The 21631-nt window shown below is 32.1% G+C and carries 18 protein-coding genes and 1 pseudogene; 5 read left to right on the top strand and 14 right to left on the bottom strand.

Annotated features, from left to right (window positions below; translation table 11 throughout):
• The first annotated feature begins 146 nt into the window (after positions 1–146).
• From BQ7474_RS05090 to BQ7474_RS05100, 3 genes are read left to right on the top strand one after another with little or no spacing between them, the layout of a single operon-like run.
• Positions 147–860 (top strand): response regulator transcription factor, encoded by a 714-nt coding sequence (locus BQ7474_RS05090; RefSeq protein ID WP_073997894.1) that lies wholly within the window; start codon positions 147–149, stop codon positions 858–860.
• Entirely contained in the window at positions 841–2163 is a 1323-nt protein-coding gene (locus tag BQ7474_RS05095) for a sensor histidine kinase (RefSeq protein ID WP_073997895.1), read from the top strand. The genes BQ7474_RS05090 and BQ7474_RS05095 overlap by 20 nt, the downstream gene beginning before the upstream one ends.
• A gap of 11 nt (positions 2164–2174) precedes the next feature.
• Complete coding sequence (locus BQ7474_RS05100) at positions 2175–3554, top strand: S41 family peptidase (protein WP_073997896.1); 1380 nt, start codon at positions 2175–2177, stop codon at positions 3552–3554.
• Between the two features lie 29 nt (positions 3555–3583).
• Here the strand turns inward: BQ7474_RS05100 and thyX are convergent, their stop codons facing one another.
• From thyX to BQ7474_RS05130, 6 genes are all read right to left on the bottom strand, one after another.
• The gene (gene thyX, locus BQ7474_RS05105; protein WP_073997897.1) at positions 3584–4342 is read right to left on the bottom strand and encodes an FAD-dependent thymidylate synthase; all 759 of its coding nucleotides are present in this window, start codon (positions 4340–4342) and stop codon (positions 3584–3586) included.
• Between the two features lie 69 nt (positions 4343–4411).
• Positions 4412–5605 (bottom strand): YrzE family protein, encoded by a 1194-nt coding sequence (locus BQ7474_RS05110; RefSeq protein ID WP_235821476.1) that lies wholly within the window; start codon positions 5603–5605, stop codon positions 4412–4414.
• 102 nt (positions 5606–5707) lie between these two features.
• Positions 5708–6637: a hypothetical protein gene (locus BQ7474_RS05115; protein WP_073997898.1), complete on the bottom strand. Its 930-nt coding sequence runs from the start codon at positions 6635–6637 to the stop codon at positions 5708–5710.
• On the bottom strand, positions 6621–7124 hold the full coding sequence (locus tag BQ7474_RS05120; protein WP_073997899.1) for a macro domain-containing protein: 504 nt from the start codon (positions 7122–7124) through the stop codon (positions 6621–6623). The genes BQ7474_RS05115 and BQ7474_RS05120 overlap by 17 nt, the downstream gene beginning before the upstream one ends.
• Positions 7125–7547 (bottom strand): hypothetical protein, encoded by a 423-nt coding sequence (locus BQ7474_RS05125; protein ID WP_073997900.1) that lies wholly within the window; start codon positions 7545–7547, stop codon positions 7125–7127.
• Positions 7544–8560, bottom strand: coding sequence for a transglutaminase domain-containing protein (locus tag BQ7474_RS05130; protein WP_073997901.1), 1017 nt, complete (start codon positions 8558–8560; stop codon positions 7544–7546). Before BQ7474_RS05130 ends, BQ7474_RS05125 begins: the two co-directional genes overlap by 4 nt.
• A 132-nt stretch (positions 8561–8692) precedes the next feature.
• On the opposite strand from BQ7474_RS05130, the gene BQ7474_RS05135 reads away from it, so the two are divergent.
• Both BQ7474_RS05135 and BQ7474_RS10890 read left to right on the top strand, forming a co-directional pair.
• Complete coding sequence (locus BQ7474_RS05135; RefSeq protein WP_073997902.1) at positions 8693–9832, top strand: glycerate kinase; 1140 nt, start codon at positions 8693–8695, stop codon at positions 9830–9832.
• Positions 9833–9842: 10 nt separating this feature from the next.
• A pseudogene (locus BQ7474_RS10890) lies at positions 9843–11225 on the top strand (GntP family permease).
• Positions 11226–11301: 76 nt separating this feature from the next.
• Here BQ7474_RS10890 and BQ7474_RS05145 read toward each other — a convergent pair.
• From BQ7474_RS05145 to BQ7474_RS05180, 8 genes are all read right to left on the bottom strand, one after another.
• On the bottom strand, positions 11302–12297 hold the full coding sequence (locus BQ7474_RS05145; protein WP_073997903.1) for a sensor histidine kinase: 996 nt from the start codon (positions 12295–12297) through the stop codon (positions 11302–11304).
• Positions 12294–12971 (bottom strand): response regulator transcription factor, encoded by a 678-nt coding sequence (locus tag BQ7474_RS05150; protein WP_073997904.1) that lies wholly within the window; start codon positions 12969–12971, stop codon positions 12294–12296. The genes BQ7474_RS05145 and BQ7474_RS05150 overlap by 4 nt, the downstream gene beginning before the upstream one ends.
• Positions 12964–14835, bottom strand: a complete 1872-nt coding sequence (locus tag BQ7474_RS05155) for an FtsX-like permease family protein (protein ID WP_073997905.1) — start codon at positions 14833–14835, stop codon at positions 12964–12966. The genes BQ7474_RS05150 and BQ7474_RS05155 overlap by 8 nt, the downstream gene beginning before the upstream one ends.
• A gap of 6 nt (positions 14836–14841) precedes the next feature.
• Entirely contained in the window at positions 14842–15594 is a 753-nt protein-coding gene (locus BQ7474_RS05160; RefSeq protein ID WP_073997906.1) for an ABC transporter ATP-binding protein, read from the bottom strand.
• A gap of 43 nt (positions 15595–15637) precedes the next feature.
• A complete protein-coding gene (locus tag BQ7474_RS05165) occupies positions 15638–16354 on the bottom strand; it encodes a hypothetical protein (protein ID WP_073997907.1) in 717 nt (238 codons plus the stop codon).
• Positions 16355–16428: 74 nt separating this feature from the next.
• Entirely contained in the window at positions 16429–18531 is a 2103-nt protein-coding gene (locus BQ7474_RS05170; protein ID WP_073997908.1) for a DEAD/DEAH box helicase, read from the bottom strand.
• Positions 18528–19853, bottom strand: coding sequence for an ATP-binding protein (locus BQ7474_RS05175; protein ID WP_073997909.1), 1326 nt, complete (start codon positions 19851–19853; stop codon positions 18528–18530). Before BQ7474_RS05175 ends, BQ7474_RS05170 begins: the two co-directional genes overlap by 4 nt.
• Positions 19837–21588, bottom strand: a complete 1752-nt coding sequence (locus tag BQ7474_RS05180; RefSeq protein WP_073997910.1) for a tellurite resistance TerB C-terminal domain-containing protein — start codon at positions 21586–21588, stop codon at positions 19837–19839. Before BQ7474_RS05180 ends, BQ7474_RS05175 begins: the two co-directional genes overlap by 17 nt.
• Positions 21589–21631: the final 43 nt, after the last annotated feature.

A 21631-nucleotide genomic window follows, 5' to 3' on the forward strand; every position in this document is an offset into this window, starting at 1 on the left:
CCAAAATTACATTTTGAAACAACTACTTTTAGATTATTTAATTTTTTATAAAATAGTTTTATAATCTACAAAAATGACAATATTCTAGGCATACTATGAAAACTTTATCTTATCCTTATGGTATAATAATCTGTGAGGTATATACTATGAATAAAATAACAATTTTAATAATAGAAGATGAGAAAAAAATTTCTACAATAATGAAATCATATTTTGAGAAGGAAGGCTACAAAGTTCTCCAAGCCTTTGATGGCAAGGAAGGTCTAAAAGTTTTCGAGGAAAATAATATAGATCTAGTTATCTTAGATTTGATGCTACCAAAACTTCCTGGAGAAGAAGTAATCAAGGAAATTAGGAACAAATCTGAATTGCCTGTTATTATGGTTTCTGCAAAAGTTGAAGAGAATAACCGCGTTGACGGACTAAGACTTGGCGCAGACGACTATGTAACAAAACCATTCTCACCAAAGGAATTGGTAGAAAGAGTAAAGGCAGTCCTAAGAAGAATAGAAAAATACAACATCCCAAGAGCTGACATTATTAAGACCAATGATGGTAGGCTTGAAATGGACCTTGAATACAACCGTATTTTTAAGGATGGCAAAGAAATTTTGCTTACAAAAAATGAGTTTCAGATCCTAAAAACCCTATTTTCAAATCCTAACAAGATCTATTCTAGAGATGAAATCATTGAACTAACATTTGGCTATGATTACGAAGCTTACGACAGGGCCATCGACACACATATCAAAAATATCAGGGCAAAAATAGAAGATAATCCAAAAAAACCAAGCTATATAAAGACTATTTATGGTATGGGTTACAAATCAGGCGGAGTTGATGACTACATTAAAGAGTAAAATCATCAGAAACTTTATAGCAGGTATACTAGCCTGCGTCCTTGTATTTTCCATATTAGTCACCTTATTTGTCACTTTTAATTACAGGGAATTATTAAGTGACATACCTGACTATAGACCCAATGAGGTTAGTTTTTGGTTTAAGGAATATATCAAAGATCCTAATATAACCATAGATCAGATGTGGGAAAACCTAGATAGCCTTGCCAAAGATTTGGAAGTTGATATTAAGTATGAGGATAACAAGGGTAATACTTCCTATGAAGTTCATGGAAGGAATAAAAATAACACTTATCCCCTCTTGCACGAGAATATAAACTTAGTAAATTTGGATAGAAAACAGAGGTCAGGAAGTCTTACAGTTACCTACAATGCTAATCCAGAGCCTATACATCAACTGCAAAAAAACTTCTCTTCTGCCATTGTCTACTCACTATTTATATCGCTTGTGATAGGCATTATTATAAGTCTAATTTTATCGGATAATATTTCGGAACCGATAATGACAATCACCGATGATACAGTAAAGATTAAAAATGGCGACTACAATATTATCAATCAAAATACAGATATTATAGAACTAGAAAATTTACAAGATAATATAACGTATCTATCCAAAAACTTAAAAAACCAAGAAGGAATTAGAAAACAATATGCCCAGGACATTTCTCACGAGCTTAGAACCCCTCTTACCAACTTGCAACTTTATATAGAAGCAATCAGAGATGGAGTTATCGAGGCTGACGAAACTACCATGGACATATTGCTAGAAGATGTAACAAGGCTTGAAGGTCTAGTTATAGACCTTAAAAAGACTTTTGATGAAAATGTAAAATATTTTGAAGTTAAAAATGAAGAGTTTGACTTATCCCTACTTATTAACCGCATCATATATACATTTATCCCAAATGCAAATAATAACCGCATCGATATCAATTCACATATTGAAGATCAAATAGTAATTACATCGGATAAGGATAAATTTACCCAAGTTATACAAAACCTTATATCAAATGCCATCAAAGCTATTGGCCAGGATGGTAATATTGATATTTTCCTATCTGGCGATCCTAACTTATTTGTAATCAAGGTAATTGATGATGGTGTTGGTATTGTAGAAGATAAAATTGATATGATTTTTGAAAGATTTTATCGTATAGAAGACGATAGAAACACTAACGAGAACGGCCACGGTTTAGGTCTATCAATAACCAAAAATTTTGTGGAAGCTTTAGGAGGAAAAATAGAAGTTAACTCTGTTTTAAATCAAGGAACCACCTTTATTTTAACATTTAAAAATTAAGGCAGGAAATTATGTCAAGAGATACAAAAAGAAAGTCAAGGCAAAATAAAAAACTTGATAAAAGAAGATACTCAAAAAATACTGAAAATATTAGTCCAGCAAGAAGACAGAGACTTGAAAAAAATAGAAAACAAAGACGAAGAAAGTTTCTCATTCGTAGGATTGTCTTATTGGCAATACTTGTTATTATCCTGGTATTTGCATCAAAGGCAATAGTAAATAGTCTATACTCCTACAAAAAAATGGGCTATCCAGGATTTCGTGATGAGGTCTTGGATAGTATAGGAAGCGAAGTTTTTGTAAGTCCATCTGAAAATAGGTCACTAACAAGTGCAGAGAAGATAACAGATTTTGATGACCTATACGACGGTATTTCAAAAAACTATGCCGTTGACAAACTCAATACCAAAGATTTTTTAGAATTTTCCAATGAGTATACCAATTTCAGGAAAAAAATAGCTGCTTCAAAGACTGACCAAGACTACTACTCTATACTAAACCAGTACTTGGAGGTATTAGACGATACTAGGACATTTGTAATTGATAAAAAGACTTATGATAGCTTGTTTGATTACTATAGGAACAAGGGCAAGTCTCCACAAAAAACAGTCCTGGAAAATCCACAAGCTGTTGATAGGTACAAGAGATTGTTGGACAATGCAAACAATGATAAGCCTTCTATGCAAATAACGAAGGCCAGCAATAATGTTGCAAGCATTACTCTAAAAGATTTTAGGGCCAACGAAGTTGACGAAGATATCAAAAAAATCACCGATTTCTTCAGGGACAACGGCCCTATTGGAACTATTATTTTGGATTTGTCAGACAATAATTCTATTGATAGTAGCTACTGGATAGAATTATCAAAGATTCTTATAGCAAATGACTACCATGAAGATAATATCATATTTTATAGGTCTAAGCTTTTCCAGGATAGCCTGAAAAATTTCAAGGAAGATGAAAACAGTCCATACAAAACTGCCTTTGTAAAAAATGATTCATCAAAATATCCAGATGAAATTGATCTTATAGATCCTAACCATTACCTATACTATGATCAGCTAAGCCTTGATATTAAAAGGAATACGGAATATGCTGTGAGGAAAATATATGTATTGACCAATGAAAATACCGCCAATGAAGCCATAAAATTTGCCAGAGTATTACAGACAAACGGTGCATATATTGTAAAAAATGCCCTAGAATCTTCTAATACTCATAAAGACGTCATCTACAACGCCCCAAGCAACTTATATATATTGGAACACTCAGGACTAATCGTTTCAATCAATTCTTCCTTTAGTAAGAACGAGGAAAATTTATATTTAGAATATGATCAAAAGATCAATTCCAAAGAACCGATTAATTCAATGCTCAACATACTAAGATAAAATCAGCTCCCCATTTTTGGGGAGTTTTTTTAAAGATTATTGTAGATTTCTCTAACTTCTTTTATCTTGCCACAAGTCATTTTGCCTTCTGGGCAAGGACCGTTTACACAGGATGGGCCTGCATTTTTAAATAAAGTAGGATAAATTTCTTTGCATATTTTTACCATCTCAAAGGCCATCTGTCTTATCTCCCATTGAGCCCTGTTGCAGCATCTAAGAGAAAAGAAATGAAGTAAATTTCTAGCATTCATAGTAAAAACTATTTTTGTTTCACAGGCATTTGGGAACACATATCTAGCATCCTCTATTGATTTTTTTTCCGCCTTTGACCTAGCTTCTTTTTCATTAAGCCCAGCTGATAAGTTCTCCTCATAATATTTATCAAATAGAGATTCTGATATCTTTAAGTAAGATTCTTTGGAATTTTCCATGGCCTTTTCATATATTTCCAAGGCCTTACTATCCTCTTTTATCGCAGGTGGAATTATGTATTCAAAATCTTCTAGCCTTACATATCTCTGTGATTGTTGGGAGTATGACGCAAGCCTATGTCTAACTAATTGGTGGGTCAGTGTTCTAGAAACTCCCTCAGCTGCAAAGGTAAAACTAACGTGTTCTATTGGTGACATATGCCCCATATCCATTAGCATTGTTATGTATTTTTCTATTGATTTATCATCTAGTCTTTCTTTTATTTCTTCTATTCCAACCTTGGAATAACAAAGTTTTCCAGCTTGGGCTATGGTTTCTTCTGCATTTTTAGTAAAATTTATCAATTCAATTCTCATTATATCCTCCTTCAATTATATTAACACAAAAAAAGAGAAAGCCTAAGCTTTCTCTAAAAAATTATTTTATTATCTAATTGTTTCTTTTCTTACAAATTCTAAAGCTTTTTGTTCACCCATTTGGCCACCCCATGCTGATAGTGCAAGAGCTGCTATAAGACCAAGGAATGTGATTACTGAACCAGCTGATGCTTTTTTGGATGCATCTTCTGCACCTTCTTTTGCATTTTCAACTGTTTCATCTACTTTATTTTCAGCTTCTGTTGCATAGTTGTTAATTTGTGTTGAAGCATCGTTTAAAGCTGTTTGAGCTTGTTTGTTAGCATCAACTAAACCATTATAAATATTATCGGTAACTTCTTCTGCTTCTTCTTGTGTTAGATCAGAGTTTTTAGCTACTGCATTTGCAATTGCATCTCTATCTGCAGAATCAGCTATTGTATTAGCCTTATCTTGAAGTGATTTCGTTAAGTCAGAAATAATTTTATTGGCATTATCTGGGTTTAGTGCTATATCTTTAACTGCTTGGCCAATCTCATCTTTTGATTCTTCAAGTTGATTGTTAAGATATTCTGGTTGTAATTCTTCTATATCTGTATCAGCTAGATATTTTTCAACATTTTCTTGTAGTTCTGCTGTATCTACATCACCAATTGCATCTCCAGCTTTTTCTACACCAGCACTTACTGCATCACTTGTAGCTGAAATTGTTGAACCTGCTACATTTCCTGCAACGTTAGCTGCTGTATTTACTGCAGTACCTGCAACATTTGCTGCTGCTCCTAGTACTTGACCAATAGCATTAATCACAAATGTTAGTAATAGTAGTATTGTAACTGCCCATGTAATAGCACCGTGCAATTTACCTGTTGATCTTGCTGAAAATCCAGCAACAAATCCACCTGCTAAAAATGATAAGATTAGAGTTATAGCAGTCAATATGCCTGTTCCTACGCCAACTCCTGATAGTGGATCACTAGTTGTTGGTGAGAATAGACCAAATCCTAGTGCAGCTGTAAGTAAGCTTAGTGTTGCAAAGCAAGCTGCTGCTGTTACTGCTCCAGCTAGTATTGAAGCCCAAGATAGGTTGTTTCCAGCTGGTATAGCGCTTGTTGCTTGTTCATATACTGGAACACCTGATCTTTGCTTTCTTTCTCTCTCACTTCTGTGTGGAGCTCTATTTGTATTCCTGCTTGATCTTTCAACATTTCTTTCTGTTTCAAAAATTTCCTTTTTTGAATCATTATTTTTTTTATCTGTCATGATTCCTCCTTTAATAATAACAATATAATATATTTTTGTTACTGGTTATATTATACCCATTCACTATGATTTTCAACTTTTTTTGAACTTTCAATAATATTATTAAAACTTGTGGTTTATATTAGACTTGATATCTTGGGCTCTTTCAATCTCACTAACCATATCTCTGCCTTTAATCATTTTCTTGATATTTCTGACATCAAGGATGATAACATCATGCTTCAAAAGTTCATCCTTGCTCTTATCATCAAGGTAAGATGAATGAATTATTAAAACAGGAGTTATTCCTTCTATTAGGCCTTCGTATTGCTTAACCAAGTCATCTATAAAGGCTTTTTCTACAGTTTTTTCGTATTCATAATTTTTGATATCTATGGCGTATTTTTTCTTATTTTTCCTGGCAAACAATTCAAAGTCGTGGCTTCTTTGATATTTATTTTGGTATTCTTCTATGTGGTAGCCGCAATTCTTAAAGGCTGTTTTGATAAGTTTTTGAGAATTATAATCAAATTGAATCTTCTTTAGGGCCTTTAGTAGGTCAGTTGGATTAATTTTAAAGAATCCACGATACTCTGTCTCCTTGTCATTTCTTTGTATGTCAAAACCTAGCAAAGTATCGTCAATAATATTGAAATTCCCATGAGCAATTGCATTTCTTATATGTCTTAACAAGGCCATAGCCTTGGTCTCTCCAGGAGATATAGTCATTATTATTTTGTATTCTCTGGGACATACTTCCTTTAGAAAAGGCTTTATGATCTTTTCATCGATTGTTTCTGTAAATAAAACATCTTCATCTTCTAAATTCATAGCCTTCATTATTTCTAAGAAAATATAATTGTCATATTGTGGATTTAATAAAAGTTCGTTCTTCTTTGATTGCTCTGACTTTATATTTGGCACATACCAAAGCAAATAATAGATTGCTTGTGTTAAATCCGGGCTTATTTCAATAGGAATTTCTCCGTGATCTATTGTATATGGTGTTTTCTTTTTGCAAGAATCAAATTCAAATTTATCTGTAAGTTCCATTGTTTATCCTATCTATTATTTCCTTATCAACTATGGTTAGATACACGTCCATATCATTTTCTTTTAAAAATTTTTCAATTGTACTTTTGCCTATTTCGTATGCATTAATTTTGGGAAACCCATAAATCCCAGCAGAAATCAAAGGAAAGGCAAGAGAAGTAATATTATTTTCTTTAGCAAGTAACAAAGAATTTTTGTAAGAATTTCTGAGTAGTCTTACAGATTCCTCTTCGTTATTTGGATTATACACTGGGCCAGCCGTATGGATTATATACCCTGCTTTCAAATCAAATCCATCTGTAATGACAGCTTCTCCTGTTTTTATTGGTGATATTTTCTCACAAGCTTTGGTAAGCTTATCAGCTCCTGCAGCTCTAAATATGGCTCCACAAACTCCACCGCCCTTTTTTAGTCCAGTGTTTGCCGCATTTACTATAGCCTCTACATCCATCTTTGTTATATCTTCATTAACTATTTTAAAACTCATCTATACCTCTAATAAAACTTTGTTATCCCACTTTATCTCTAGGTCTCCTGTAAAATGTATATCTAAAAAACAATCATATGCTTTATTATCTTGATATTTTGTAGCTATGCCAAAAAAGTGTACAAGGCCATATCCATAGGCTTCTTCAAGGATATCAAAGCTATATTCATTGAAGTCAGAAATATTAACAGCAAAAATATTCTTATCATCATAAATTCTTATTCTTATTGGATAATCGCTGTTAGCTTCTATATCAATAAGGTCATTGATTATGATTAGAGGCTCATCCAAGATATAAGTATCAGTTTGACCTAACAAATAGGCATTGTTAAGCTTTATATATGCAGTATTATCCTCTATTTCTATATTTTCTATTCTCATATCATGCAAAGAAATCATCTCTTGATATGGATTTACAATCATCTTATGTACTCCTCAATATCCTTGTAGAAATTGCTTACATAATAGTCAACAAATTCATACTTTGACCTATCAAAATAATAGTAATAATAATCGCTGCCATTGGCGACCATGCCTGTAACATCAACATAAGACCATGTATCTCCAAGTTTTATTACATTCCATTGGTGTTCTCCGGAATAGTCATCAGGTCTATTAGGATCTTCAGTATTTCCTGTAACTGAATAGCAAGGGATACCCACCTCTTGGCAAAGTCTTGTAAAGCTTTGGGCAAAACCAGAACATTGGCTTGATCCCTTTACCAAGGCTCCGAACATATTATTTTCGATGATATTATCCTTGTCACCGTGGTATTGGTATTCGTTATTTTCGGCTAACCAGAGAGCAAAATAATATGCCTTATCATAGTCATTATCGTAATTATCATTTGCATAGTCGACCAGAACCTTGATTTGGCTTTCAACAGCCTTTTCTTCATCAGGATTTAGGTAGGTTTTGGTATTCTCCTCTATTACATATCTTGGTTTTAAGGAGAAAGTCTTTTCATCAAACCAGTAATTGTAGTAAATATAGGGTTCAATCTTACCCTTAGAATAAAATGGGCTTAGCAGAAATAGATCTGTGGCAAAGTCCATCTTGTCATCAAAATCATTCTCGATTTTTACATTTGGATCCTTCAAAGCTTCTGTTAGGATTCTACTGACATAAAAAGTCTGATTTACATCATCATAATATTCCACCATCATCACAGCATATTTATCCTGAGTTTTTAGGTCCTTAAACCTATCTTCAAGCAAAAAACCCGGTTTTATTATTTCATAGTCTAGAGTCTTTGCCTTAAATGGCGGTTCTTTAAGGATAGGACTTTTGGGTTTTTTTTCATCCAAAGAAACCTTACTTTCATCTATCATCTTATCTTCAGTCAAGCTATCAATAGGAGCAACTCCCCCCTCCTTTGATTTATTGGTACATGAAGATAGTAGTAAAAATATTAATATATAAATAATTTTTTTCATATTATCCCTCGAAATCTCCGTATTAGTATTTTACCACATTTAAGCAAAATTCTTAGACCATATTATTTTATTGAAGTGCAGTAATTTACAAAAACGTTTCTCTTGTTTAAAATTATATAAAGGAGGTTACCTATGAAAATCCTAATAATGATTGATTCCTTCAAGGGATCTTTATCATCATCAGATGCTGGAAACATTATCAAAGATGAGATAGAAAAGCTTAATCCAAGGGAAGATATTATTGTTCTTCCAGTAGCTGATGGAGGTGAAGGAACTGTAGAATCTATGAGCGAGCTTGATGGGGCAAGTCTTATCGAAGTTCAAGTTGAAAACCCGCTTTTCGAAAAAATTCTTGGCAATTATGCAATAATTAAAGATAAAAATCTGGCTATAATGGAAATGAGTCAGGCAGCGGGTTTGGTATTGATTAAAGACAGACTCTCTCCCCTAAGGGCAAGTACTTATGGTGTTGGTACTATGATTAAAGATGCACTTGATAAAGGAATTAGAAATTTCATTATTGGTATCGGTGGATCTGCAACAAATGACGGTGGAGTGGGCATGCTACAAGCTCTTGGCTTTAGATTCTATGATAAAAATGCCAATGAAATCCCCCCATCAAACGAGGGTTTGAAAGATTTATCAAAAATTGATTTATCAAATGCCGACCCAAGACTTAAAGAATGTTCCTTCAAAATAGCTTGTGATGTTGATAATCCACTTACAGGCAAGAGAGGTTCTGCCAAAGTCTATGGCCCACAAAAAGGAGCAAACCCTAATGAAGTAGAAATAATAGATGATAATTTATCCTTATTTCACAAAAAAACAATGGAAGTTATAACAAACGCAGATGACATTTATCCAGGAGTAGGGGCAGCTGGAGGCCTAGGTTATGCTTTTAAAAACTATCTAGGAGCTGAACTCTCTCCAGGCATAGAATTAATACTTCAAATGCTAAATGTCAAGGACTACCTTAGTGAAGCAGACCTGGTGATAACAGGCGAAGGAAAGATGGACTTTCAGTCATCAATGGGCAAGGCTCCTACAGGTGTTGCAAAACTTGCCAAAACGTACGGTTCAAAAGTTATTGCTTTTGCGGGAGTAGTTGACAATGATGCAGTGGAAGTCAACAACTACGGCATTGATGCCTTCTTCCCTATACTTGATCAAATAAGAAGTGTAGAAGATGCCATGGATGCCAAAATAGCAGAAGAAAATTTACGCAGATGTGTTAATCAAGTCTTTAGATTAATATATTTATATAAAAATTAGGAGAAAAAAAATGACAGGTATTCCATTAATAATTGTTTTTATACTTACAATAGTCTTAATGATATTTATGATTAGTAAACTAAATATACATCCATTCTTATCCATATTATCAGTTTCTTTAGTCTTTGGACTCATTGCTGGTATCCCACTTGTGGATCAAACTGCAGAAGATGGAACTGTTATCAAAGGCATAGCCAATATAATTGGCGAAGGTTTCTCAGGTGCATTTACTTCTATAGGTATTGTAATCATCCTAGGAACCATAATAGGAGCACTCTTGGAAGAAACAGGTGCAGCACTAAAACTTGCCGATATGGTTGTAAACTTAGTTGGTGAAAAAAGACCAGAACTAGCCATGCTTATTATGGGCTGGGTAGTATCTATCCCAGTATTTTGTGATTCTGGTTTTGTAATTCTTAACCCTATTAGAAAGGCTTTAACCAAAAGAACATCAGCCTCATCTGTAGCTATGACTATGTGCTTATCTGCAGGACTATATGCATCACATGTATTCATACCACCTACACCAGGACCAATAGCTGCTGCCAATACTATAGGTGTAGGAAGCGACTTATTACTTGTAATGGGGCTTGGTTTAATAGTTTCTATCCCAGCCCTAGCAGGTTCATATTTTTATGCCAAAAAGCAAAGTTCAAATATAGAAGAATTAGTAGAAGATGACAGTTTGAAAACTTACGAAGAAATCAAGGCTGAATAAGGAACACTTCCTGGTGGATTCTTATCATTAGCCCCAATCATAATCCCAGTAATATTGATGGCTTTAAGTAATATATTTAAGATTATGAAAGCAGAAGGTTTTGTCAATGATTTGTTTTTATTCTTGGGAACTCCAATCATAGCTCTAGCAGTTGGACTTATCTTTGGCATAATACTGCTAAATAGCAGAGGAAAGATAGATCACCTTTATGAAATTGTAAATGAATCCTTAAAGGTTGCAGGACCAATTCTATTTGTTACTGCCGCAGGCGGCGTTTTGGGCAAAGTTATAGCTAGCTCTGGCATAGTCGGATTTATCACAGACAATGCAAGAGTATTCCAAAGTATAGGAATATTCTTCCCATTTATTATAGCTGCTATACTTAAAACAGCTCAAGGCTCATCAACTGTTGCTATCACAACATCAGCTGGAATAATAGCCCCACTACTTCCAGTCCTTGGCCTTGACTCAACAGTAAGCTCAGCTTTAGTAGTAATGGCTATAGGAACAGGAGCAATGACAGTTTCCCACGCCAACGACTCCTACTTCTGGGTTGTAACAAAATTTGGTGGCTTACGTGCAGAAGATGGATACAAAACTCAAACAATGGTAACTCTAGTAGAAGGTATTTGTGGAATGCTAGGAGTATTTATCCTGTCACTATTTTTACATTAAAATATAAATAAAATCAATAACCGACAGATTTTAAATACCTGCCGGTTATTTTTGAAATTAATTATTCCGCTCTTTACTAAAATGCATTAATATCTCTAAAACTTAGTTCAATATTAAATTTTCCACCAGCCACATATGCATGGACTCCTATTCCCAAGTCATCAGCAAAAGATTTTACAAGATATAGACCAAGACCTGTAGATTCTGATAAGTGGGAATTTGATCCGGTATATGACTTATCAAATAAAAATGCCATGTCTCTATTAGAAGGCATATGACCATCATTTGAAATTTTAAATATTACATCATTATCTTCTATTGTTTTAAAAGTAATTACATTTTCAGCATACTTTATGCTATTAGAAAGAAGCTGGGATATTATAAATGATAAAGTATTATAATCACAAATCACATCCACATCACTTACATTGTTGATGATCCTAAGTTCTTTTTCCATAATAATAGGATAAAAGTCAATTAAAGTATTATCTAATACATCTTTAATCTTCAATTTTTTTATATCATAGTCTTTTTTACTTGAATTTGCCCTTGCATAATATAATACAGTATCCAATTTATTTTTTATTTGTTGATTAGAGATATTTAATCTTTGATATAAGTCATCATCCATATTAGATTTATTATTATCTAATACTAGTGAGGACGCAGCAAGGGGTGTTTTTATATCATGGGCCCACTTTTCAATTATATCTCTATAATTTATTAGCTCAGATCTATTATATTCAAATTTGGATAATAACTTTTTCTGATTATAAAATACACTTTCAACCAGGGGCTTATAATCTATACCTAGCTCTTCAATTAATTTATCTCTTGAAGAAAAGTCCGTATCTTCATAAAATCTATGGACAAGTTTTCTAATTCTTTTTTGCCTATTAATTTCACTTATTAGCAATGTAAATATGCTTATAAGAAGAAATAAAATTAAGAAAATAAATATTGTATCAAAATTTTCTATCTTTAGTACTTTCATAAGCAAGGAAAATACAAAGACAGAAATTATAAGTATTATAATTGGCTTTGCTGAATTTTTCAAAAAACTATATTTCATAATTTTTCCGCATCCAATCTATAACCAAGTCCCCTTACAGTTATGATAAAATTATCTATTCCTATTGTTTTAAGTTTCTTGCGCAATCTATTAATATTTACTTGTAAGATATTTTCATCGATATAAATGGTATTCCAGCCAGATTCTAAAAGTTGATCCTTAGTGACAGTTTTTGGATAAGCTTTGATCAAAGCTTTTAATAAATCATTTTCTGTCTGGCTTAAAATTATAAAGCTATTTTTGTATGTCAACTTGCTTGTGCTAGTTTCTAAAATTAAATCCTTTATCTTTTCTTGATTAGAAAACTTTTCGTATATATTTAGTAGTTTGTTGGCTCTGGCAATGAGCCTATGAGACATAACTGGCTTTGTCAAAAATTCATCCGCTCCTAGATCAAAACTTAAAAGTTCGTCATCTAGCTTATCTCTACTAGTTAAAACTAAAACTGGTATAGTTAGCTTTTCTTTGATATATGACAAAATTTCATAGCCACTTGCACCAGGTAAGTTAATATCTAAAATTATCAAATCCGCCTTTGGAATTTCCATTAACTCTGGATCATCTTTAAATTCATCCAATGCTATGGCTTCAAAACCATTAGATGTAAATATTTTTATTAACTCTTCTACAATTATCTTATCATCTTCTATAATATATACTTTTTTCTTATTCATAATTAATATCCTTAAATGAAACAAGTTTCTCAGTAATAAGCATTAATAACATAAAAATGACCGGAATCAAAATATAAAAAGCTAGCATATAAAAATTTGATCTATAATATACATATTCTGTGCTTATCGATTTTATATACCTAAAGTAACAAAAATAATTTATCAATGACAAAGATATAATGAGACTATAAATCTTAACAATATGTGACTTTTGAATTTCCAACAAACTTTCTGCTGTATCTCCAAGAAGAGATAAAACTTTAAAGTCATTAGACTTTCTATTAAAAAATGCCATTATGTTAATTGACAAAAATAGTCCAGATATAAGTATTAGTATTATTGAAAGATATATCATAACAAATTGTCTAGACAAAATATTACTATAAGATTGCTTAATCATCCACACTAATGATTCAAATCTAATATTTCTTTTAAAGAAATCATTCCTGATTTTCTCCAATGCTAGATTTTTGCCATACTTTTCAATATATCCATCTGATACTACAAAATTATAGGCTATTGGCTTTTTCTCTCCTACAAATCTGTCATATATATCATCATTAATAACATAAATATTAATATCCCAATACATATCATTAGCAAAAATTATGTCAGATCTAGCTACAGCATTTACCTTAAATTTAAAATCCCCTATATTTATAAATGAATCATTATCCTCCAAGTATGCATTTATGATTGCAAAACTAGTTCTATCTATTTGATTAGTATACAAATAGATTGAATCTTCTTTTGAACTTAGATTAATGGCATTATCACCAAATACTTTTTTATATGATGAATAGTCCATAATCTTTGGAGAAGATACCGGATAACCATTTGTTAGATCTACTAGATTTTCTATTCCATTTTTAAAGTCACTATCATCAATATCAGAAAATCCACAAATATTAATAGGATAAATATCAGAAAAAATATTACTGTAATCTTTCTTAATATCATTTATGATATCAATATCTTCAAAAACGCTAAAATGAGGCCTTAATTTCGAATCTGTCAAATAATAGCCAATTTCAAATACAGATTTGTTTAGGTTAGATAAAGATACTGTAAGCGCAATTAAAATAAATATCAGAGTTATTTTTGCTTCATTGGTATGAAATAAAAACAAAGATTTTTCATAGCTATAAACTTTGGATGCGTTTATTAATTTTCTTATAAAAAATATTATAAAAATATCAATAGCTATTAAAAATAAAGTAAGTTTAAAATTCATTATGGCCTTATCACTGGCGTAGTAGACAAATCCAAGGATTAAAAGAACTTTTATTATTAATACTGGAATTTTATGACTATTTACTTTATCCTGATACTTTTTGCCTAGTGATAATACAATTATGGCTAATGAAAGCATGACAAATAATAATAGCAGAGCAAGGGTAAGTCCCATTGCTTTTGCATCAAAGTTTATCCTATGGGTTCCAATATTTAAATCCAGTAATAAAATTGATAGCAAGTCAATAATTTCAGCCAGTAAAATTCCCAAGGGAAGTCCAAGAATAAAACCCAAAAATGTTTCAAGACCAATAGAGCTTAGCAAGATCATGTATAGCTTACTTCTTTTTAATCCCATATTAATTAAAAGTTTTATTTCATCATGGTTATTATAAATCTCATTTTTTAGCCCATAGTAACTAAGAACTGCAAATAAAGCAATTGCTAGAATATAAGTATTTAAGATATTAGTAATTACATAGTTCCTGCCATCTTCATATAAATATTTAAAAATCTCATTATTTTGAATACTCAATAGTAAGTATGAAAACACAGTAAAAATAATTAATATTTTTAAAATTAAATTATTAGATTTATTTGCTTTCAAATTTATTTTGAAGTCTTTGTTCATAATATCTCACATAATGATTTGCTTGTTTGCCTTGTTAATTCTATTATAATAATCCTTTTGACTCTCATTATCCCCTATCATAAGCTCATTAATCAATTTTCCATCTTTTATAAACATAATCCTATCTGCAAAGCTAGCTGCATAGGAATCATGGGTCACCATTATTATTGTTGTGTGGTATTCATTGTTAATATCTTTTAATATCTTCAGTAAATCAATAGAACTTTTTGAGTCAAGCGCTCCTGTAGGTTCATCAGCTAGAATTATTTTAGGTTCGATAGCTATAGCTCTAAGGGCAGCAACTTTCTGTTTTTGTCCCCCAGATAAGTTTTTGGGATATTTATTTAGTAGTTCAAAAATATCCATTCGTCTTGCTAGTCTATGAATTTTATTCATATCCCATTTTTTGCTATGGATTTTAAAAGGTATTAGTACATTTTCTAGGGAAGAAATATTATCAATTAATTTAAAGTCTTGAAATATATAGCTTACAAGATTTCCCCTATAATTTTCTAATTCCTTTCTGCTAAAACTATTAATATCCTTACCATCAAATATGATTTCACCATTAGTCGCTTTAGATACTCCTGCAAGCATATTTAATAGTGTCGTTTTACCAGAACCACTTGTTCCCATTATAGCAAAAAATTCACCATCCAAAACATCAAAGCTCATTTCATCTATAGCAGTAAATGAAGATTTTCCTCTTCCATAAGTTTTTTCAAGATATTTAATTTGTAAAATTCTTTTATAATCCATAGCATGCCTCAAAAATATTATAACATTATAAAAAGAAAACTGCTTAGTTAGCAGCTTCCTTTATATCGGCTATATTATCTGTAAAGGTCATTTCACTTGTCAAGGACATATATCTTTCATAAACATCTAGCACATCTTCATCTGTTTCTAGAAGTTTACTTGTAATCTTACCTTGGCTATTGTCAAGATATGTCTCAAATAAATCTCCATTTTCATCATATAAAGAATATCCGTAGTTAAGGTCATCAGAAATAGTAACCTTATAGCCAAAATCTGTTTTTTCCACCTTATTATAATTATCTAAAGCTCGAAGTACACTTTCTTCACCAAAACTTAGTTCATTTGTTGTACTTATTGTTGGAATGTCATAATCAGATCTATTATCACTATGATAAAGATTAGTTTGTGTATCTATCCAAGTTCTATCATCGCCTTTTGATATAAAGACATTTAGGTAATTATTTTTTAATCTTCCGTCGATATCTATATCATTTTCTTGATCACAGCCACTGATACTAATGTAATCTATTGACCCATCTTCTGATTTTGTCTCCCAATACTCAATCACATTGGGCCTCTCTTTTGATTCTAGCTTTTCGATAAATTCTCTTGTGACATCATCTGCATTTTCTTTTATTGATATTAATTCAGCTCTTCTTTCGTCATTTTCTTCTTGGTAGTAGTTATTGTCAAATCCAGAAAATATACCAAGCCCTAATATAACTGCCATTGATGCAAACAAAATATTTCTTTTTTTCATAACATCCTCCTTTGTTTGTGATTATAGGATATCATGCTTTATTCATTAATTTAATTACAAGTTTTGTAAGAAATCTAAATATCATTGTCTATTGCTAAATATTCATAAGCCCCATTTATATCCAAGCTATTTTTCATAATATATTCAATTTTCAAATCCACAGGGACTAGGACCATGTATTTATTTGCTCCTAGAAATGACTCCATGTATATTTGGTCTTTTTCTAAAAAATTATATATTTGCTCTTTTCCAATTGGATTTAGTCTAATTTGATCGAAGTATCTGATTATTTCAGGTCCCATGATGGTGGAATCTTTCTCGTTGTTTGAGTAATCCTTGCTATTTGACCCTATATTGAGCATAAGAGCAAGAGTTCTGTTGATTTTTGTATTTTTGAAAGTTCTTATAGATATCGCATCTTTTTCTGCTACAAATAGGTAGTCATCATCAGTGTATTCTTCTCTAAGTTCATAAACTATTTCATTTATAGGGTCTTTGAAAGAATATTCGTCTGGATTTGCCAATATTTCTTTCATACGATCTCTTATGATAGCTGATATATTCATATCCCCTATGCTGGTAAATTTGGGCGCTTTGCCAGCTTCTGCTTTTTGAACTATTATTTTTTTATTCTTACTAAGAATTTGCTCAATTCTCCAAATAGATCCTGCCAAGTAAATATTTGTGTCAACTTGGATTTCTGGGCTAATTTCTAATTCTCCTATTTTTGCTTTATCATTATAAACTGTGTATACACCACCTGTTATAAATTGATTGTAAAAATTACCTCGACTCATAAGCTTTTCTATAGCACTTCCTGCTATTACTTCATTCTCCAATATCTCTATATATCCCTCTTTTGCCAAATGCTCGCCAATTTGTGCAAATTCTTCATCACTTATATCAGAAAATGTCGATAATGTTTTATTGAGGTGCTTGTATTCGTCAAGACTTAGTCCAAAATTTTCTAAAAGTGTTGAAAGTACTTGGTGGGCAAAAACATCATAGGCTTTGAGTGTATTTTCTGTTTTGTCCAATATTCCATCTTCATATAAGCTTATTGTAGCCAGGGATTCTAGCAAATCCCAAGGATTTGCAGATAATTGGTGGAGAATAGAAGTTTTTGTCTTTCTACCGCTTCTGCCAAGTCTTTGAGCTAAGGATAGGACAGAATGACTTGGTCCATATTGGCATACGCTTGTAACCGCACCAATATCTATACCAAGTTCTAAAGTTGATGTTGCACATATTACAAATTTCTCCATCCTAGCTTCCTTGGCAAAGTCTTCAATTTCTTTTCTCCTATTTTTACTTACTGATGAATGGTGGGCAAAAACTCTAATATCTTTGCCACTTTCCTTAAATTCTTGGCCAAGTTTAACAGCAAAAGTTTCAACCTTATCCCTGGAATTGGGAAAAACTAACATGGACCCATCATCAGAATAGTCACCTATCTTTTTGATCGCATCTGTTGAAATAGTTTCTGATGGAAAGTAGTCAATTGTCACTTCTAAATCATTTCTAGATTTATCGACTATGATATTTGTATCTCTTCCATTTTCAAAAAAGTTTTTGGCTAAGTCATAATTATCTTCACCAATGGTTGCAGAAAGTCCAATCATTCTTGGGCTATCATAAGTATAACGTAAGATTCGTGTAAGCAAGGACTTTAACTGAAGACCCCTATTACCTGATAAGAAGCTATGAATTTCATCTACTATGATTACTTCAAGATCTTTGAGAAGATTTTTTGCAAGATCTGATTTACCAGATAGGAGTGCTTCTATAGATTCTGGTGTGATTAGGACAATACCCCTAGGATTTTCTATTAAGGCATCTTTTTTACTCTTGCTAGCTTCGCCGTGCCAAGCAGTTATAGCTATGTCCATATCTAAGCACATATCATTTATTCGCTTAAATTGGTCATTGATTAGAGCTATTAGTGGCGAGATATACAAAATTTTAAGCCCATGATTAAAGTTATAAATCGAACTTATAGCTGGCAAAAAGGCAGCTTCAGTTTTGCCCTGGGCAGTTGCAGCAGACAGGATTAGGTTGTTGTCATTGGCAAAGTATGTTTTGATGGCAGCATTTTGTATCCTTGTAAGTTTTGGCCAGCCTTTTTCGTGGATATAAAACCTTAAGTCCCTATTTAATAGTGAGTAAGCATCTGTCATATTATTTCAATCTCATCGTCTTTATCGTCTGGATCTTTAATAACATCAACTATATTTTTAAATTTCATAGATAAAACATCAGAAATCTCTACATCAGGATTTTGCCTTTTTAAATCAAGAATTTCTATAAAATCCTTTATCACAGCACGTGGGGTTAAGAATTCATCAGCTCCAGGCCTATTGAGTTGACCTTCCATATAGGTAATTATCTCATCATGGCTTATAGTAATAGCTTCTTTATAATTTACATTGTAAATATTTACCAAATTTTCTAAGAGTGTGTAGATTTCTTCGTTGGAAAGTGGCTTTAGTCCTAGAACAGTTCTATTGGTGTTTATAAGTTTACTATCCATGCTATCTTCGCTACCAAGTCGTCCCTTTAAGGCTCCGTAAGAGGACATTCCCCTGTTCTCATCAAAGACTGTTTTTCTTGTAGCTCCAAAGTTTACAAATAGGCCTCTAGCTTCATTGGACTTTGTTTCGTTATAAATATTTAAAATTCTTTCGTAGTTTCTCTCACGACTTAGAGCATAAGGAAGTTTGTAGAGGTTGACCGCCTCATCGAAGTTTACTACGAAACCAGCAAAACCAATCTCAAGGAAAAGTTCACTCATATTTTTAAGGGCATCAAACCAATTATCATCTGTTATTATTTGATTGATACCAAGGATTTTTTTAGCCTCTGTTTTTGTAGTAATATCCCCTCTAAGCCATCTGATGGCATTAGTTTTAAGAAGCCTATTATCTGAGATGAAACCCTCATAGTACTTGCTAAGAGCTTGGCCAAATTCATAAGATAGTCCAACAGCCTTAAACCTGGCTAGAGTATTTAATATTTCATTTATAACTTGATCTTCCTTTGCTCCCTTTAAAACTTCAATAACATCTATTGAATTATCACTTGCGATCTTATTTGCCAATTGGTTAATCCATTCCTCTATGATAATTTCAAGGACATTCCCAGTTCTTTGAGTTTTCGTTTTTATATTGTCTATAATCTCCGTGTATAGGGCGACAGCTTTTCTATCTGTGGCATAAAATCTTCTCGATGGAGTAAGGTCTAGGCTTGAAACAGCGAAGTTTTTGCCAAGAGCGATTTGTTCAATAGTTGCTAGCATGAAGCTTTTACCAGATCCAAAGTCCCCTACCCAAAACCTTATATCAGAACCACCATCAGTGATATTATCCAAAATTTTGATAAGTTCATCAACTTCACTATTCCTACCTACTAGAAGATGTTGGACTCCCATATTGGGAACAACACCACCTTCTAAGGATTTTATAATAGTATTCGCTTCTTTGGGATTAATTCTTGTTGCCATCTAAGTACTCCTTTATCATTTCAACATAAAAAGGGTCAATAATAACATTATCATCTTCAATCATTAAGGCTTGGTCGCCTATATAATCAAAAAGTTCATCATTTATCTTTCCTAGGAAGGTGTTTGTAGTTATCTGATCAGCTAGAGCAAAGTCAGAAATCTCTTCTTTGCTCATAGAGCCTTTTTCTAAAATCTTTTTTAAAATCTCATGGTATTTCCCACCATTATCTAGGTTTTCTTCTTTTGGATCTTCTGGAAAATCTTCTTCTGGCTTATCATCATCCAAGAATTCGTTGACCATACTGATAGTTTTACTAAGATTATCCCTAGACCTGTCAATCCTATTTATATCAACTTCTATCCTTTTTAATTTGTTTTTATTTAGAGATTTTATTTCTTCATAAGTGGCTAAATCCATATTTCTTGACTCTACCAAGGATATAAAATCGTCAACGTTATCAGCTTTTATTATTTCAAATAATATATTTTCGTGTGATTTTTTATTATAATCAAGTTTGTATATATAAAATAAGGCAATTATCCTATCTTCTGCATTATCTGATTTTACAATTACTTCTAAAATCTTTGGGAATTTATCCAATCTAGATATTTCCTCCATAAAAGAAATTTTCCCTTTTAAATCAAGCCTTTCCATATAATTAACATAGTCTTTTATTTTGCCAGGATTTACTTTTAGATGATCTTCATAAATCTTGTTAATAAAGTTAGGGTCTATGGTTTTTATATAGGATTTTTGAGTTTTTTCTATAAATTCTAAGAGGTCCCCACCGTCAAATTCCACTAAGTTTTCTTCTGCCTTAGCTTGATTGCTCTTGTTAAAGAAAGTAAAAACTTCCCTTATGTTTTTCTCACTTATGATTAGGATACTTTCTAGGGCAAGCTTTGATTGCTTGTAAGGCTTCATAATTCTAATAAGACTATTGCTATCGATCTCATCATTGTCAAAAATTTTCCTTAGAGTAAATAAATACATATCAAGAAGAAGTTTCACAACTTGAGGATTTTTCCACAGGACATTGTTGCGCTTAGATATTTGATTGATAGCTATTTCCTCATCTTTTGATATATTATATTTTTCTCTTATAAGCCCATCTTTATCCCACCAAGTTGAAACCTTATTATTGTCAGTAAGATTAAAGTATTCTCTAGTTTCCTTATCAGGTTTTTTAAGATTCTTAGAAAGCTCCAGTGCTCTGGCTTCAAGCAAATACCTAGCCTTTTTTGATATGGAATCTTCAATGATTTGATATGATTTTTCTGCAGATTTATTATAAAGAGGGTTATAAAAACTTAAGACAGTGTTTTCTGCAATAAGATAAATTGTATAATATATATCATAGGAAAATTGCTCACGCCTTAACCTTGATACCAATCTAGCAATGCTTGTACCTTCTTTGTTTAAGTGATATTCCAAGATATCACATAAGTCAGCATAGGTCTTCAAGGAGGCAATATTAACTTGACTTACTCTCATGGCAGGATTTTTGTAATATCGGTCAAGCTTTAATATCCAATACTTGTAATCTTTGATGAGAGGTTTTTCATTGAAATTTTCTTTAGGTATTTTTTCTTCCTTATCTAGGCTTATATCAATCACACCTTTTAGATTTGATGAATCTATTGTTCTTTTAATAGTCTTATTTTCTCCCTTAGATAATTTACTCAGGTCAATAAGCATTCCATTAATCACCTTTTTTATATCATCAAAATCCATAAGCCCCCCTCCTTTTTACCTTTACTTATCATTATACTTTGAC

The organism is Anaerococcus urinomassiliensis, from assembly GCF_900128425.1.
GTDB classification, from domain to species: domain Bacteria; phylum Bacillota; class Clostridia; order Tissierellales; family Peptoniphilaceae; genus Anaerococcus; species Anaerococcus urinomassiliensis.

Bases quoted from the DNA above. Each gene is read 5' to 3' on its own strand.
- thyX (WP_073997897.1), bottom strand. From the start codon at position 4,342: ATGAGAATTGAATTGATAAATTTTACTAAAAATGCAGAAGAAACCATA.
- BQ7474_RS05115 (WP_073997898.1), bottom strand. From the start codon at position 6,637: ATGGAACTTACAGATAAATTTGAATTTGATTCTTGCAAAAAGAAAACA.
- BQ7474_RS05175 (WP_073997909.1), bottom strand. From the start codon at position 19,853: ATGGCAACAAGAATTAATCCCAAAGAAGCGAATACTATTATAAAATCC.
- BQ7474_RS05165 (WP_073997907.1), bottom strand. From the start codon at position 16,354: ATGAAAAAAAGAAATATTTTGTTTGCATCAATGGCAGTTATATTAGGG.
- BQ7474_RS05130 (WP_073997901.1), bottom strand. From the start codon at position 8,560: ATGAAAAAAATTATTTATATATTAATATTTTTACTACTATCTTCATGT.
- BQ7474_RS05170 (WP_073997908.1), bottom strand. From the start codon at position 18,531: ATGACAGATGCTTACTCACTATTAAATAGGGACTTAAGGTTTTATATC.
- BQ7474_RS05135 (WP_073997902.1), top strand. From the start codon at position 8,693: ATGAAAATCCTAATAATGATTGATTCCTTCAAGGGATCTTTATCATCA.
- BQ7474_RS05100 (WP_073997896.1), top strand. From the start codon at position 2,175: ATGTCAAGAGATACAAAAAGAAAGTCAAGGCAAAATAAAAAACTTGAT.
- BQ7474_RS05155 (WP_073997905.1), bottom strand. From the start codon at position 14,835: ATGAACAAAGACTTCAAAATAAATTTGAAAGCAAATAAATCTAATAAT.
- BQ7474_RS05180 (WP_073997910.1), bottom strand. From the start codon at position 21,588: ATGGATTTTGATGATATAAAAAAGGTGATTAATGGAATGCTTATTGAC.
- BQ7474_RS05150 (WP_073997904.1), bottom strand. From the start codon at position 12,971: ATGAATAAGAAAAAAGTATATATTATAGAAGATGATAAGATAATTGTA.
- BQ7474_RS05090 (WP_073997894.1), top strand. From the start codon at position 147: ATGAATAAAATAACAATTTTAATAATAGAAGATGAGAAAAAAATTTCT.
- BQ7474_RS05095 (WP_073997895.1), top strand. From the start codon at position 841: ATGACTACATTAAAGAGTAAAATCATCAGAAACTTTATAGCAGGTATA.
- BQ7474_RS05160 (WP_073997906.1), bottom strand. From the start codon at position 15,594: ATGGATTATAAAAGAATTTTACAAATTAAATATCTTGAAAAAACTTAT.
- BQ7474_RS05120 (WP_073997899.1), bottom strand. From the start codon at position 7,124: ATGAGTTTTAAAATAGTTAATGAAGATATAACAAAGATGGATGTAGAG.
- BQ7474_RS05125 (WP_073997900.1), bottom strand. From the start codon at position 7,547: ATGATTGTAAATCCATATCAAGAGATGATTTCTTTGCATGATATGAGA.
- BQ7474_RS05110 (WP_235821476.1), bottom strand. From the start codon at position 5,605: ATGACAGATAAAAAAAATAATGATTCAAAAAAGGAAATTTTTGAAACA.
- BQ7474_RS05145 (WP_073997903.1), bottom strand. From the start codon at position 12,297: ATGAAATATAGTTTTTTGAAAAATTCAGCAAAGCCAATTATAATACTT.